Annotated in this window: 18 protein-coding genes; 10 read left to right on the top strand and 8 right to left on the bottom strand. The window is 62.2% G+C overall.

Annotated features, from left to right (window positions below; all coding sequences use genetic code 11):
• Positions 1 to 85: 85 nt before the first annotated feature.
• Positions 86 to 718 carry a PAS domain-containing protein gene (locus C8D77_RS33635; protein WP_109671712.1) on the bottom strand — a complete coding sequence of 211 codons (633 nt, stop codon included), beginning with the start codon at positions 716 to 718 and terminating at the stop codon, positions 86 to 88.
• 389 nt (positions 719 to 1,107) lie between these two features.
• Between C8D77_RS33635 and C8D77_RS33630 the strand changes: the two genes are divergently transcribed.
• Positions 1,108 to 1,863, top strand: coding sequence for a rhomboid family intramembrane serine protease (locus C8D77_RS33630; protein ID WP_109671711.1), 756 nt, complete (start codon positions 1,108 to 1,110; stop codon positions 1,861 to 1,863).
• An 87-nt stretch (positions 1,864 to 1,950) separates the two neighbouring features.
• Positions 1,951 to 2,382 carry a CBS domain-containing protein gene (locus C8D77_RS33625; RefSeq protein ID WP_109671710.1) on the top strand — a complete coding sequence of 144 codons (432 nt, stop codon included), beginning with the start codon at positions 1,951 to 1,953 and terminating at the stop codon, positions 2,380 to 2,382.
• Positions 2,383 to 2,430: 48 nt separating this feature from the next.
• Here the strand turns inward: C8D77_RS33625 and C8D77_RS33620 are convergent, their stop codons facing one another.
• Entirely contained in the window at positions 2,431 to 2,688 is a 258-nt protein-coding gene (locus C8D77_RS33620) for a YjhX family toxin (protein ID WP_023759402.1), read from the bottom strand.
• A gap of 281 nt (positions 2,689 to 2,969) precedes the next feature.
• On the opposite strand from C8D77_RS33620, the gene gatB reads away from it, so the two are divergent.
• The 5 genes from gatB to C8D77_RS33590 all read left to right on the top strand — a co-directional run bounded on the left by gatB (position 2,970) and on the right by C8D77_RS33590 (position 6,933).
• The gene (gene gatB, locus C8D77_RS33610; RefSeq protein WP_109671709.1) at positions 2,970 to 4,475 is read left to right on the top strand and encodes an Asp-tRNA(Asn)/Glu-tRNA(Gln) amidotransferase subunit GatB; all 1,506 of its coding nucleotides are present in this window, start codon (positions 2,970 to 2,972) and stop codon (positions 4,473 to 4,475) included.
• Positions 4,472 to 5,167, top strand: coding sequence for a hypothetical protein (locus tag C8D77_RS33605; protein ID WP_109671708.1), 696 nt, complete (start codon positions 4,472 to 4,474; stop codon positions 5,165 to 5,167). The genes gatB and C8D77_RS33605 overlap by 4 nt, the downstream gene beginning before the upstream one ends.
• Positions 5,168 to 5,182: 15 nt before the next feature.
• Entirely contained in the window at positions 5,183 to 5,671 is a 489-nt protein-coding gene (locus C8D77_RS33600) for a GNAT family N-acetyltransferase (protein ID WP_109671707.1), read from the top strand.
• Between the two features lie 116 nt (positions 5,672 to 5,787).
• Positions 5,788 to 6,486: an AIM24 family protein gene (locus tag C8D77_RS33595; protein WP_109671767.1), complete on the top strand. Its 699-nt coding sequence runs from the start codon at positions 5,788 to 5,790 to the stop codon at positions 6,484 to 6,486.
• Positions 6,487 to 6,588: 102 nt separating this feature from the next.
• Positions 6,589 to 6,933, top strand: coding sequence for a VanZ family protein (locus C8D77_RS33590; protein WP_164757748.1), 345 nt, complete (start codon positions 6,589 to 6,591; stop codon positions 6,931 to 6,933).
• Positions 6,934 to 6,968: 35 nt separating this feature from the next.
• On the opposite strand, the gene panC is transcribed toward C8D77_RS33590, so the two are convergent.
• Both panC and panB read right to left on the bottom strand, forming a co-directional pair.
• A complete protein-coding gene (gene panC, locus C8D77_RS33585; RefSeq protein ID WP_109671706.1) occupies positions 6,969 to 7,820 on the bottom strand; it encodes a pantoate--beta-alanine ligase in 852 nt (283 codons plus the stop codon).
• Entirely contained in the window at positions 7,817 to 8,659 is an 843-nt protein-coding gene (gene panB, locus C8D77_RS33580; protein WP_109671705.1) for a 3-methyl-2-oxobutanoate hydroxymethyltransferase, read from the bottom strand. Before panB ends, panC begins: the two co-directional genes overlap by 4 nt.
• 229 nt (positions 8,660 to 8,888) lie before the next feature.
• On the opposite strand from panB, the gene C8D77_RS33575 reads away from it, so the two are divergent.
• The 3 genes from C8D77_RS33575 (at position 8,889) to C8D77_RS33565 (ending at position 10,482) form a co-directional block, all read left to right on the top strand.
• Positions 8,889 to 9,287 carry an NADH:ubiquinone oxidoreductase subunit NDUFA12 gene (locus tag C8D77_RS33575; RefSeq protein WP_109671704.1) on the top strand — a complete coding sequence of 133 codons (399 nt, stop codon included), beginning with the start codon at positions 8,889 to 8,891 and terminating at the stop codon, positions 9,285 to 9,287.
• Between the two features lie 141 nt (positions 9,288 to 9,428).
• Entirely contained in the window at positions 9,429 to 10,022 is a 594-nt protein-coding gene (locus C8D77_RS33570; protein WP_164757747.1) for a DUF2155 domain-containing protein, read from the top strand.
• A gap of 73 nt (positions 10,023 to 10,095) precedes the next feature.
• The gene (locus tag C8D77_RS33565) at positions 10,096 to 10,482 is read left to right on the top strand and encodes a hypothetical protein (protein ID WP_109671762.1); all 387 of its coding nucleotides are present in this window, start codon (positions 10,096 to 10,098) and stop codon (positions 10,480 to 10,482) included.
• A 12-nt stretch (positions 10,483 to 10,494) separates the two neighbouring features.
• On the opposite strand, the gene aat is transcribed toward C8D77_RS33565, so the two are convergent.
• The 4 genes from aat to aroQ are packed head-to-tail and all read right to left on the bottom strand — an operon-like array spanning position 10,495 to position 13,398.
• Positions 10,495 to 11,112 (bottom strand): leucyl/phenylalanyl-tRNA--protein transferase, encoded by a 618-nt coding sequence (gene aat, locus C8D77_RS33560; RefSeq protein WP_109671703.1) that lies wholly within the window; start codon positions 11,110 to 11,112, stop codon positions 10,495 to 10,497.
• Between the two features lie 12 nt (positions 11,113 to 11,124).
• Positions 11,125 to 12,468: an acetyl-CoA carboxylase biotin carboxylase subunit gene (gene accC / locus C8D77_RS33555; protein ID WP_023812133.1), complete on the bottom strand. Its 1,344-nt coding sequence runs from the start codon at positions 12,466 to 12,468 to the stop codon at positions 11,125 to 11,127.
• 10 nt (positions 12,469 to 12,478) lie between these two features.
• Positions 12,479 to 12,937, bottom strand: a complete 459-nt coding sequence (gene accB, locus C8D77_RS33550) for an acetyl-CoA carboxylase biotin carboxyl carrier protein (protein ID WP_109671760.1) — start codon at positions 12,935 to 12,937, stop codon at positions 12,479 to 12,481.
• Positions 12,938 to 12,963: 26 nt separating this feature from the next.
• Positions 12,964 to 13,398 (bottom strand): type II 3-dehydroquinate dehydratase, encoded by a 435-nt coding sequence (aroQ, locus tag C8D77_RS33545; RefSeq protein ID WP_109671702.1) that lies wholly within the window; start codon positions 13,396 to 13,398, stop codon positions 12,964 to 12,966.
• Positions 13,399 to 13,505 lie beyond the last annotated feature (107 nt).

Raw genomic sequence — 13,505 nt, 5'->3', positions numbered from 1 at the left:
GAAGTACAACAAAGCGGGTTAACAAAGGGGAAAAGCGGGCGCTCTAGGCGTTTTGTTTTTATGCATCAAGCCGCGAGATTCCGGACTATTCCTCGCGCCCGCCATCGAAGACGACGAGATGGCGGATGCGGCGCGCCCGGCCGAGCGCCGAGATCGTCTCGGGTGCGCCGAGTTCATCGGGAACGAGCGAGGGAACATCGATCGCCGGGCGGTTGTTCAGGAGCTCCTTTTCCGGATCGATGACGCGGATCGAATCGATCAACGCGTCGGTGATCGGGTCGGCACCCAGCCAGAAGGGCTTCTCCACGGCGCTGATCACGCCCAGGCAGCGCGGATTTTCGACGCCGCCGTCAAGCGGCAGGGCAAGCAGCTCGAACTTGTTGGAGCGTCCGTTGCGGCTGAAGCCCTCATAGCTGATGAGCACGACCGATTTCTGGTCGAAGACGCCGTGGATCAGCCGCGAAACGAGCCGCTGATCCTTCTCGCGCCACAGCGACGGAAAGGAAAATCCCTTGAGCTCGCGGCCATAGCAGGCGCAAAGCCTTGTGCCGGCGAGCCGGAATACGGCTTGCCCGCGCGTGTCCCGTTCCAGGATAAAGGTGTCGGCCAGCAGCGACTTGATGTCCGCCGGCTCGACCTCCGAACGCTTCGGGGCAGGGCGTCCGTCACGCAGGCGATTCCAATATTGGAACAGCGTGATCGATCCGTTCTGGTTCATGCTATGCTGCTCCGCGCAATCTGTCGTCTGATGTCCCATCGGTGAACAGAAGGGCGCCCTCCGATGACTTACATGCGTTGCGGAGCAGGAAGCGTGCCAGCGTCGTTAACACTTGTTCACGGGTCGGGGTCGTTAAGGTTAACAAGTGGTTTACATTGCATCGAAGCGAGCCCCGTGGCACATAAAAACCACTCCAGAAGCGGTCGTTTCGCGACGATCGGCAGCACTTCAGTCAAGAGTTTTAGGGGAGCAGGGGGCTCGACCAGCCGTTCAAGGGAAACCTTGAACGGCTTCTTTTTTGATTCGCGCCCAGCGATTCGCGGTTTGCTGTTCGGTCCGCGGTGATCTAGATGCTCGAATCCCGAATCCCGCAGTGAGTGCAACTTCAAATGAGTGAACCGGTAACGCCCTCGGATGCCGACCCGGTCCAGGACGCGCCGCCACAGCGGCGCGAGCCGGTGTTCAATCTGCCGCCCGTCGTGCTGGCGGTGATCGGTATCTGCGTGGCCGTCTATCTGCTGCAGCAGTATGTGTTGAGCGAATCCCAGCAGATGACACTGCTGTATGACGGGGCCTTCATCCCTGTTCTCTACACCGGCCAATACGGCTTCGACTGGTTCCTGTTTTCCCGACCCTTCACCTATGCCTTCATGCATGGTGGCCTTGCCCACATTGCCATCAACATGGTGTGGCTCGCCGCTTTCGGTTCGCCGTTGGCAAATCGCCTCGGCACGCTCTGGTTCGCGCTGTTCTTTGCCGTGACCGGGCTGGCTTCGGTCGCGCTTTTCTGGGCGGTGCACCCTTACGGAGAGGCGCCGCTGGTCGGCGCTTCCGGTGCGATATCAGGCATGATGGGGGCTGCGGCGCGTTTTGGCTTCCGCACCGACCGTTCGGCCGGCAAGGCGGCTTTCGCCGGTCCTGTGCTGCCGATCGCATTCGTATTGCGCTTGCGCGGCGTCGTGATCTTCCTTGCCGTGTGGATGATCATCAATCTCGCCACAGGCCTTCTCGGCTTTGCCCCGGGGGTAGACGGCCAGATCGCCTGGGAAGCCCATATTGGCGGCTTTGTCGCGGGCTTCTTCGGCCTGCGCTGGTTCGACAGGCGATGGCAGGCGCCTGAATGGGAGACCGACGACCGCACTTGAAATGCAACCGATCGCGGCGCACGATGTTCACTCTTATGTGAAGGCCGGTCAGGGCAGGAACCGGCAGGCAAAGCAGAGGAGGACGCCATGACGGTTAAGGCAATTCTCGAGAAAAAAGGCCATGACGTGTTCACGCTCGGGCCGAACGAAAAGCTTAGCGAAGCCATCCGCATCCTGGCAGAACACAAGATCGGTGCGCTGGTCATCACCAATGGCGATCACAAGATCGTCGGCATCCTTTCAGAGCGCGACATTGTGCGGGTTGTCGCCCGCGAAGGTGGAGCCGCGCTCGATATCGCCGTGCGTTCGGCGATGACGCCGAAGGTGAAGATCTGCAACGAAAACCACACCGTCAACGAGGTGATGGAGATCATGACCCGAGGCCGTTTCCGCCATCTGCCGGTGGAAAAGGACGGCATGCTCGATGGCATCGTGTCCATCGGCGACGTGGTCAAGCGCCGCATCGAGGATGTCGAACGCGAGGCCGACGAGATCAGGGCCTATATCGCCACCGCCTGAGCGGTGAAGGGAACCGCCGGCCGGAGAACCGACCGGCGGGAGCCGTATCTACCTGTTGTCGAGTTCGGAACGGACGAGTTCGAGCCCGCGCCGGGTGATGCGGTAGGGTCCGCCTCCCGACGAAGAAACCGCCTTCTTCCGCTTCAGTTTTCGAAACATGTCGAGATCGACGCCCGGATAGTGCCAGCCATCGCGGGTCAGGCATTTGACGGAGGCGATCCGCTTTTTCTCGTTCTTTTCTATTTCAATGCGTCCGCCCTGCGCGAGCAGGTGCAGGATGCGCTGTTCTATGCGCGAAATATCCATGGGAGAGTTTTTCCGGGAAAACAAAAAATGCCGCCGCCGCGAAGCTTCGCGGCGCGGGGTTTCAGGTTTTCTGCCCTGCCTCGCTAGGAGGTCAGGGCCTTACCGGGACTGAGCGTAAGTGGACATCCACTCTCCATTGGAATGGACATCCAATAGGCGAAAGCGGCTGAAAAGGCCAGTCTGCGGCTTTGCGCTTGTCTCTTTTGGCGGTTTGCACTAGCGAAGTTGCACACCAAAATATGCGTAAACGCATAATCCGTAGTTCCAATACGCAGGCCAAAATGTCCCTCATCGACACCCGCACGCCCGACGCCAAGCGCCTTGTTTCCGGCGCCACCGGCGATTGGGAGATCATCATCGGCCTCGAGGTCCATGCGCAGATCACATCGGAAGCAAAGCTGTTTTCGGGCGCCTCGACCGCTTTCGGCGCGGCGCCTAACGCCAATGTCAGCCTGATCGATGCGGCGATGCCCGGCATGCTGCCCGTCATCAACGAGGAATGCGTTAAGCAGGCGATCCGCACCGGCCTTGGGCTGAAGGCGCAGATCAACCACAAGTCGGTCTTCGACCGGAAAAACTACTTTTATCCCGACCTGCCGCAGGGCTACCAGATCTCGCAGTTCAAGCAGCCAATCGTCGGCGAGGGCACCGTGATCGTCTCGGTCGGCCCGGACCGCCAGGGCGAATTCGAGGACATCGAGGTCGGCATCGAGCGGCTGCATCTGGAGCAGGATGCCGGCAAGTCGATGCACGACCAGCATCCGACCATGTCCTATGTCGACCTGAATCGCTCCGGCGTGGCGCTGATGGAAATCGTCTCCAAACCGGATATGCGCTCGGCCGACGAAGCCAAGGCCTATGTCACCAAGCTGCGCACCATTGTGCGTTATCTCGGCACTTGCGACGGCAACATGGACGAAGGTTCGATGCGCGCCGACGTCAACGTCTCGGTGCGCAAGCCGGGCGGCGAGTTCGGCACGCGCTGCGAGATCAAGAACGTCAACTCGATCCGCTTCATTGGCCAGGCCATCGACTACGAGGCGCGCCGGCAGATCGCCATTCTCGAGGATGGCGGCAAGATCGACCAGGAAACGCGGTTGTTCGACGCCGTCAAGGGCGAGACGCGTTCGATGCGCTCCAAGGAAGAGGCGCATGATTACCGCTACTTCCCCGATCCGGATCTTCTGCCGCTGGAATTCGACCAGGCTTATGTCGATGCACTGGCCAAGGAATTGCCAGAACTGCCCGACGACAAGAAGGCGCGGCTGATCGCGTCGCTCGGCCTGTCGACCTATGACGCCTCGATCCTGGTGTCGGAAAAGCCGATCGCCGATTATTTCGAGAAGGTGGCCGCCGGCCGCGACGGCAAACTGGCCGCCAACTGGGTCATCAACGATCTGCTCGGGCAGCTGAACAAGGCCGGAAAAGACATTGAAAACGCTCCGGTTTCGCCCGACCAGTTGGGCGCGGTCATCGATCTGATCAGGGATGGCACCATTTCCGGCAAGATCGCCAAGGATCTTTTCGAAATCGTCTGGAATGAGGGCGGCGATCCGCGCCAGCTGGTCGAAAGCCGTGGCATGAAGCAGGTCACCGACACCGGCGCCATCGAGAAGGCTGTCGATGAGGTGATCGCTGCCAACCCCGACAAGGTCGAACAGGCGCGCGCCAAGCCGAGTATGGCCGGCTGGTTCGTTGGCCAGGTGATGAAGGCGACCGGCGGCAAGGCCAACCCGCAAGCAGTCAACGACCTGGTGAAGACTAAGCTCGGCATAGCGGATCAATGAGCGGAGACCCGAACCCGGGAAACCCGGCAAGCGTCTCGTCGGCTCTGTTGATTGCCGGCGCCGTGCTGCTTTTTGGCGGCACGCTGCTTCATCCGATGCATGAAGACCCGAATGATGCGCTTCGCGCCTTCCGTGAATATGCCGCCGACCCTGTCTGGCTGTTCAGCCACATGGCACAGCTTGCCGGCGTCCTGTCTATGGTCGCCGGCCTGGTGCTCATCCTTGGCCGTCCGTCGGCCGGCCCGCTTCGTGGCTGGGCGCTTCTGACGACCGTATTCGGCGCAGCGTCTCTGGCGGCGGCAGCTGCCTTGCAGGCCGTCGACGGCATTGCGCTGAAAGCGGTGGTCGATGCCTGGGCAATGGCTGATGCTGCGACAAAACCATCGTTGTTCAGTGCCGCCTTCGCCGTGCGCCAGATCGAAGTCGGCTTTGCCGCGATCAGTGCCATGCTGCTCGGCTTGACGGTTTTGCTCGCCAATGTCGCCCTGCGTCAGGCTAGGCACAGTCCGTTGTGGCTGTCGTCGCTTGGCGGCGCCGGCGCCGTGGGTGTCCTGATCGGCGGTTTCGCTACCGCGGCAACCGGTTTCTCCGACACTGCCATGGCGGCCAACATGCCGGGCAGCATGGTGCTTCTGGTCTGGGTCGTGCTGCTTGCCGTGATCGACTTCCGGCACAAGCCGGTCGCAGCATAGGCGGGGAAAGAATCCATGTTCGTCCGCACCGCCGGAGAGCGCGACCTTGCCGCTGTGCGGACGCTGCTGGTGGAAACCTGGCATGCGACCTATGACGCCATCTATGGCGCTGCCAAAGTCACCGAGATCACCGATGAATGGCACTCGATTGCCTCGCTCCGCTCGCGGCTGACACGGCCGAACTCGGAGTTCCTGGTGGCCGATGATGGCAAGCGCATCGGCGGCATGGCTTTCGCCGCGGCCACCGCCGATGCGAAGGTCATTCTGTTGAACCAGCTCTACGTCCATCCGGACTGCCAAAGGCGCGGGATTGGACAAGCACTGCTCGACGAGGTCGAAACCAGTTTCCCGGAAGCGCGAACGCTGCGTGTCGAGGTCGAGGAGGCCAATGGCGCTGCCATTGCTTTCTACCGATCGAAGGGTTTCTTGCCCGTCAGCGCCGCCGCGGATACTCATGAGACCTCAAGGCCGACGACGCTGAGTTTCGAGAAGCCGCTCGGATAGGCAGCCCGGCCGGCAATTGTCTCGCGTTTTTGATTTGACCGGCCCCCGCAGTCGTATCAACGCTTCCTGAGCCCGCGTCCGCATCCAAGGGACGCGACGGCGCGAGGGGGATGTTCATGCCAAGCTTGCCGGAACTGATGCCGACACAGGTGTCGGACGAAACCTTTGGCGGCGTCACCTATCACATTGCGGGCGAACTGGTGCCGGTGCTGTCGGTCGACGTGACGCGGATGCCGGTCTATTTCGAGCACCACATCCTTTTGTGGAAGAATTCCACCATCACCATCGGCCTGAAATCGCTGAAGGGTGCGCTGAAGCGCATGATGGCCGGCATGCAGATCTTCGTCACCGAGGCGTCGGGGGCGGGCATCGTTGCCTTCAGCCGCGATGGGCCGGGCCACATCGTGCCGATCCATCTCAGGCACGGCGAGGAGATCCAGGTGCGCGAGCACCAGTTTCTCGCCGCCACCGGCAATGTCGACTACACCTTCGAGCGGGTGCGCGGCCTGGCGACGATGCTGTTTGGCCAGAGCGGCTTCTTCATCGACCGTTTTCGCGGCGATTCCGGCGACGGCATCGTCTGGCTGCACGGCTATGGCAATGTCTTCGAAAAGACGCTCGCCGCCGGCGAAACCATCGACATCGAACCGGGTGGCTGGCTGTTTAAGGATGTCTCGGTCAGGATGGAAACCAAGATCGACCGCCTGTCGAGCGGCTTCTTCGGAGCCAACATGAATTTTATCGTCAACCGGTTCACCGGGCCGGGTCGGGTCGGCATCCAGTCTATGTATCTGCATATGCCGACCGAGGAATAGTTCGACGAAAGCCACCGGCGGGCAGCACGGCATGGCGGCAGCGATCCGGCCATGCGTCATCCCGGCATTTGCTGTGCCGGCTCACGACGGATATGCAAGGATATGACCAAACTGTCCCGCACTCTAGCGCTGGCGCTGCTCGCCATCATCACTTTCGCGACCTTGTCGCCGATCCAGATGCGGCCGCACATCGCCGAAGCGAATGTTGAGCGTGCCTTGGCCTATGTCCTGTTGGGCTTCGCCCTGGCGCTCGGCTTCCCCAATCGACTGTATCAAGCCGTGATCTTCGTGGCTGTGACCGCCGGCATATTGGAACTGCTTCAGATCATTGATCCCGGTCGCCACGCGCAGCTTTCCGACGCAGTCGTGAAAGCCTGCGCAGGCATTGTCGGGATCCTCGTGGGGCAATTGTTCGTCAGGAGCAGCGGACGAATAGGAGAGCCGTAGGCGCGGGCAGAAAGCCGCCGCATCGACGATCCACTTTAGGTAGAGGCAACCTCCACATTGTCGATCAGCCTGGTCTTGCCGAGCCATGCGGCCGCGAGCAGGCGCCCTGCGCGGTGTTGACGCCAAGGTGCCAGCGTCAGGCTTTCGCGGGCCTCGACATAGTCGACTTTCTGGAAGCCGGCAGCGACGAGGGCGCGGCGGGCCTCTTCGGTTGCGTCGCTCTGGTCGGCGCCTGCCGCCAGGGCCACTGCCGTGTTGCGCAATATCACGTTGAGCTGGCGGGCGATCGTCAGTTCGGCCTCACTGAGATAGGCATTGCGTGACGACATGGCGAGACCATGCGCGTCGCGTATCGTCGGCGCGCCGATGATGTCGACGGGCAGGTCGAGGTCGCGGCAGAGCTGCCTGACGACGCAAAGCTGCTGGTAGTCCTTCTCGCCAAAGACCGCACAGTCGGGCGTTGCCTGTAGGAGGAGCTTTGCCACCACGGTGGCGACGCCGTCGAAAAAGGTCGGCCGAAAGTCCGATTCGAGCCCGGCTGAGGGGCCGCCGACCGAGATTTTTGTAGCGAAGCCGGCAGGATACATCTCGCCAACTGTCGGTGTGAAGGCAAGGTCGGCTTTTGCCACGCCCAGCCGGTCGAGGTCGCGGGCGAGTTGGCGCGGGTATTTGTCGAGATCTTCGGTCGGCGCGAACTGCGTCGGGTTGACGAAGATCGACACGACACAGCGATCGGCTCTTTCGAGCGCGATCCTGACCAGCGAGATGTGCCCGTCATGCAACGCGCCCATGGTCGGCACCATGGCGACACGAAGGCCATCGCGCCGCCAGTCACGGATTTGCGCGCGAAGTGCGGCAACGCTGTCGACGACGACGGGTTGGTTCATGCGTCATCCCTGCTCTTTGTCGCCGAAAAGACATGGCCGGGGCCGGGGAATGTCCGGCTTCGCACTTCCGCCGCGTAGGTTTCGGCGGCATGCGAGATCACGCTGCGCAGATCGGCATATTCCTTGACGAATTTCGGCACGCGGTCGACGGTGAGCCCGACCATGTCGTCGATGACCAGGATCTGGCCGTCGCAGTCGCCGCTGGCGCCGATGCCGATGGTTGGAATGGCGATGCGGCGGGTGATATCGGCGGCGACGGCCTCGACCGTGCCTTCGATGACCACCGAGAAAGCCCCTGCGTTCTCGACGGCAAGCGCATCGCGAAGCAAAGCCGCGACAGCCTCCTCGGTGCGGCCCTTGATCTTGTAGCCGCCGTCCTTCTCGACCGATTGCGGCTGCAGGCCGATATGTCCCATCACCGGAATGCCGGCGGCGACGATGGCCGCGATCTGGCTGGTCATGTCGACGCCGCCTTCGAGCTTCACCGCCTGGCAGCCGGTTTCGTCGATGACCCGCCGCGCCGAGGCAACGGCTTGTGTCGCCGAAGCCTCATAGGTGCCAGCCGGCAGGTCGACGACGACGCAGGCCCTGGCCGAGCCGCGCATCACCGCCTGGCCATGCGCGATCATCATCTCCAGCGAGGCGCCCAGCGTCGTCTTGTAGCCATGCAGGACCATGGCGACACTGTCGCCGACCAGAAGCAGGTCGACATGGTCGTCGAGCAGACGGGCGACGGGGTAGGTGTAGGCGGTCAGGCAGACAATCGGCGTGCCGGCCTTGCGGCGGCGAATCGCCTCAGTGCTGATGCGGATATCGGTGGTCGGCAATTCCGTGGCCAATCGTCACCTCCTTCGGCCTCAAGCCGGGCTGGATGCCCGCATGGGCGCGCAGAGCTTTAGAAAGACCGCAAAGGCTTGGCAAGCGCCCATCCTGTCGCCCGGAAAGATCACAGGCTTGTATCGGGTTTCCGGCAAGCCATTTGCGCGCTCCACGTGGCAAAAGCCTTGCCTTCGGCAAGGCCTGACGCCATAAGCAGGAAACGGGCGCCGTCGGCGCGAGGGTTTTGTGATGAAGACTTTCCTTACTCAGTTTTTCACCTGGTGGAACAGCCAGACTCTGGGAACGCGCCTGCACACTTGGCGGCATGGCAAGAGGGTCGGCCAGGACGAGACGGGCAACATCTATTATGAGGGCGGCATCGATTCGGAAGGCCGCACGCGCCGCTGGGTCATCTACCGCAACTATTCGGAAGCCTCAGCGATACCGCCTGGCTGGCACGGCTGGATACATCACCGTGTCGACGTCGCGCCGTCCGGCGAAGACTACAAGCCGCGCGACTGGCAGAAGTCGCATCAGCCCAATCTGACCGGCACTCCGGCAGCCTATCGTCCGAAGGGTTCGGTACTGACCAATCAGCACCGCCCGCAGGTCACCGGCGACTATGACGCCTGGACGCCCGGGTCGTAACGGCCCCGACTTGTAACGGCGCAAGGTGCAAGCCGGTCCTTTATCGCCACAATTGGTGTTTAGCTGCTTGCTGATCAGAAAACGGCGACTAGCCTTGGCGATCGACAGAATCACCCGGGCGCGAACCACCGGTACCCCTATATGAGCTTTTTCAGCCTGACATCGATGGGCGGCCTGATGGTAGCCGCCGGCCTTGCCGTCAGCACCGCAGCCCTCGCGGCTTCGCCTGAACCCGCCGCGCCGGCGCCGGCGCCGCCCGCGGGAGCGAACCGGGTCACCAATCCCGTCGCCGAGTTTGCCGGCATCGACAAGATCACCGGCCGCATCATCACCTTCGATGTCTATATCGACGAGACCGTACAGTTCGGTGCTTTGCAGGTGACGCCGCGCGTCTGCTATTCGCGGCCGCAGACCGAGGAGCCGAAGACGGATTCCTTCGTCGAGGTCGACGAGATCACGCTCGACCGCAAGATCCGCCGCATCTTCACCGGCTGGATGTTTGCCGAAAGCCCCGGCCTCAACGCCGTCGAACATGCCGTCTATGACGTCTGGCTGAAGGAATGCAAGCAGAAGTCGGATGTGCCGGCGCCCGACGGCGCCAAGGCCGACGCAACCAAAGCCGAGGCACCCAAGCCTGCCGCAGCCAAACCGAAGCCCGCAGCCACTCCAGACGTGACCGAGCCTGATGTGGCTGAGCCGGACGCTTCGGAACCCGATACGACCGACTCCAACTGATCCTTCGGAACCGTCCTGGCCACCATGCGTTGGGCCTGACGACCGTGCATTTATGCGCAGGGAGGATTTTCCGATGTCAGACAGCAAGCGGATCACCGCCGGCAAGAAAGAGCTGCTGGAGCTCGAAAAGGGGTTCTGGACGGGCGACGCGGCCTACTATGCGGCCAATGCCGACACCGAATGCCTGGTGGCATTTCCGCAGATGGCCAAGGCGATGGACAATGCTGATCTCGCCAAGACCGCAACCAGGCCCAACCGTTGGCGGGACCTGAAGATCGACCTCAAGGGTATCATCGAGCCGGGCAGCGACATTGTCATGCTGACCTACGAGGCGCATGCCACGCGGGAGAACGGCGAACCCTACGCGGCCCTGGTCAGCACCGGCTATGTCCATCGCGTCAATGGCTGGAAGATGATGTTCCATGCGCATACGCCGATGGAAGCCGCTGCCGGGAAATAAGGGGCTCAATCGTCAGGGGTAGAATACGGCCTCGCCCTTCAGTGCGTCGGCCAGCATCTTCTCGTATTTGCCGCGCGGCACGTCGATCGCGCCGAAGCGCTTGAGGTGCTCGGTGGTAAACTGCGTATCAAGCAGAGCAAAGCCGCGTGCCTTCAACCGCTCGACGAGATAGAAAAGGCAGGTCTTGGAGGCGTCCGTCTCCCTGGCGAACATGCTTTCGCCAAAAAACACCCGGCCAAGCGATACGCCATAGAGACCGCCGACCAGCCGGTCCTCGCGCCACGCCTCGACCGAATGGCAATGCCCTATCCGATGCAGTTCGACATAGGCTTCGCGGATCGGCGCGTTGATCCAGGTCGACCGCCGTTCCGCACGTTTTTCCGCGCAACCGTCGATCGTGGCTTCGAAATCGAAATCGAAACGGATGTCGAAAGGGTGCTTCTTGATCGTTTTCTTCAGGCTTTTCGGCGCGTGAAAACCATCGAGTGGAATGATGCCGCGCGTCTCTGGGCGCACCCAGAACACCTCCGGGTCGCCGGCGCTTTCGGCCATCGGGAAGACGCCCGAGGCATAGGCCTTAAGCAAAAGGTCGGTGGGGATGCGATAGCCGGGCGCGTAGGGACGGGTCATCGCGTCTGCGCGCTACTCTTCCTTGGCCAGATATTTTTCCAGCCAGTGGATGTCGTAGTCGCCATTGGCGATGTCGGCATTGCCGACGAGATCACGAAACAGCGGCAGCGTCGTCTTGATGCCGTCGACGACGAATTCATCGAGCGCCCGGCGAAGCCGCATCATGCATTCGACGCGGTTGCGCCCATGCACGATGAGCTTGCCGATCAGGCTGTCGTAATAGGGCGGGATCTTGTACCCGGAATAGACGCCGGAATCGACGCGGATGCCGAGGCCGCCCGGCGTGTGGAAGTGGGTGATCGTGCCGGGCGAGGGCGTGAAGGTGCGCGGGTCCTCGGCGTTGATGCGGCATTCGATGGCGTGGCCATTGAACTTGATGTCCTCCTGCTTCACCGACAGGCCGCCGCCGGAGGCGACGCGGATCTGCTCGTGAACGAGGTCGATGCCGGTGATCGCTTCGGTCACCGGATGCTCTACCTGCAGGCGCGTGTTCATCTCGATGAAATAGAACTCGCCGTTCTCATAGAGGAATTCGATGGTCCCGGCGCCGGAATAGCCGAGATCGGCGATCGCCTTGGCGCAGATGCCGCCGATACGGGCGCGTTCTTCGGCATTGAGGGCCGGCGAGGGCGCCTCTTCCCAGACCTTCTGGTGGCGGCGCTGCAAGGAACAGTCGCGCTCGCCGAAATGCACGCCGCGGCCAAAGCCGTCGCCGAACACCTGCACCTCGATGTGGCGCGGCTTTTCCAGATATTTCTCGATGTAGACGGCATCGTCGCCGAAGGCCGCACCGGCTTCCGTGCTTGCTGTCTGCAAGGCGATCTCGAGATCAGCTTCGGTGAGGGCGACCTTCATACCGCGCCCGCCACCGCCGGCCGAGGCCTTGATGATCACGGGATAGCCGATCTCGGCGGCAATGCGCCTGGCTTCCTTTTGATCGGTGACGGCGCCGTCGGAACCTGGCACAACCGGAATGCCGAGACGCTTGGCGGTGCGCTTGGCCTCGATCTTGTCGCCCATGATGCGGATATGGTCGCCGGATGGGCCGATGAAGGTGATGTTGTGCGCGGCCAGTATGTCGGCGAACTTGGCGTTCTCCGACAGGAAGCCGTAACCCGGATGCACGGCATCAGCGCCGGTGATCTCGCACGCAGCGACGATCTGATGGATGTTGAGGTAGCTGTCGCGCGATGGCGGCGGGCCGATGCAGACGCTCTCGTCGGCGAGCCGCACATGCATGGCGTCGGCGTCGGCGGTCGAATGCACCACCACCGTCTGGATGCCGAGTTCCTTGCAGGCGCGCAGGACCCGGAGGGCGATTTCGCCGCGATTGGCGATGAGGATCTTCTGGAACATCAGGCCCGCTCTACTCGATCACGACGAGCGGCATGCCATATTCGACCGGCTGCGAATCCTCGAACAGGATCGCCGTCACAGTACCGGCGCGCGGCGAGGGGATCTGGTTCATCGTCTTCATCGCTTCGATGATCAGCAGCGTCTGGCCTTCCTTGACCTTCTGGCCGACCTCGATGAATGCCTTGGCATCCGGCGACGGCGCCAGATAGGCGGTGCCGACCATCGGCGAGGTGACCGCATTCTTGGAAAGGTCGGCTACAACAGGCACAGCGATGGCGGCAGCTTGGGCTGCTGCCGGGGCATAGGCCGGCTGCGGCGCTGCGATCGCATGAACGGCCGGTGCCTGGCGCGAGACGCGCACCTTCAGGTCGCCCAGTTCGACCTCGATCTCGGTCAGGTTGGTGTCGTTCAGTATGCCCGCCAGATCGCGGATCAGCTGCTGGTCAACACCGGTCTTCTTTATCGACATTTTCGAGCCTTCTGTTTGTTGGCCGGTCATAGGCGTGCTGCCAGCGCCTGCAATGCCAGCGTGTAGCCGAGCGGCCCAAAGCCACAGATCATGCCGACGGCGACCGGCGCGACCATGGAGACGTGGCGGAATGGTTCCCGCGCATGGATGTTGGAAAGATGAACTTCGGCGACGGGCAGCGGCGCTATGGCGCGGATGGCGTCGTGGATGGCGATCGAGGTGTGGCTGTAGGCGCCTGGATTGATGACGATGCCGACAGCCTTGTCGCCGGCTTCCTGGATCCAGTCGACAAGGTCGCCCTCATGGTTCGACTGGCGGAAATCGACCTCGAGCCCGAGTGCCGTGCCGGCCTGCTTGCAGTCCTCGGCGATGGCGGCCAGCGTCTTGCCGCCATAGATGCCCGGCTCGCGCTTGCCGAGCGCGTTGAGATTGGGACCGTTCAGGACGAAAACCGTTTTCAAAAAAACCGACCTTTTCCGGCGCCGGCATCAAGCCGGCGCGTTGGGCCCTCTATAATGGGCATAGCTGCCCGCGGAAAGAGCGCAAGTGCGTTCTTTCACTGTCCACA

It is taken from the genome of Mesorhizobium loti (assembly GCF_003148495.1).
Taxonomy (GTDB): domain Bacteria; phylum Pseudomonadota; class Alphaproteobacteria; order Rhizobiales; family Rhizobiaceae; genus Mesorhizobium; species Mesorhizobium loti.
Note: the sequence above shows the minus strand (reverse complement) of the source record. Positions and strands in the feature narration are given on the sequence as shown.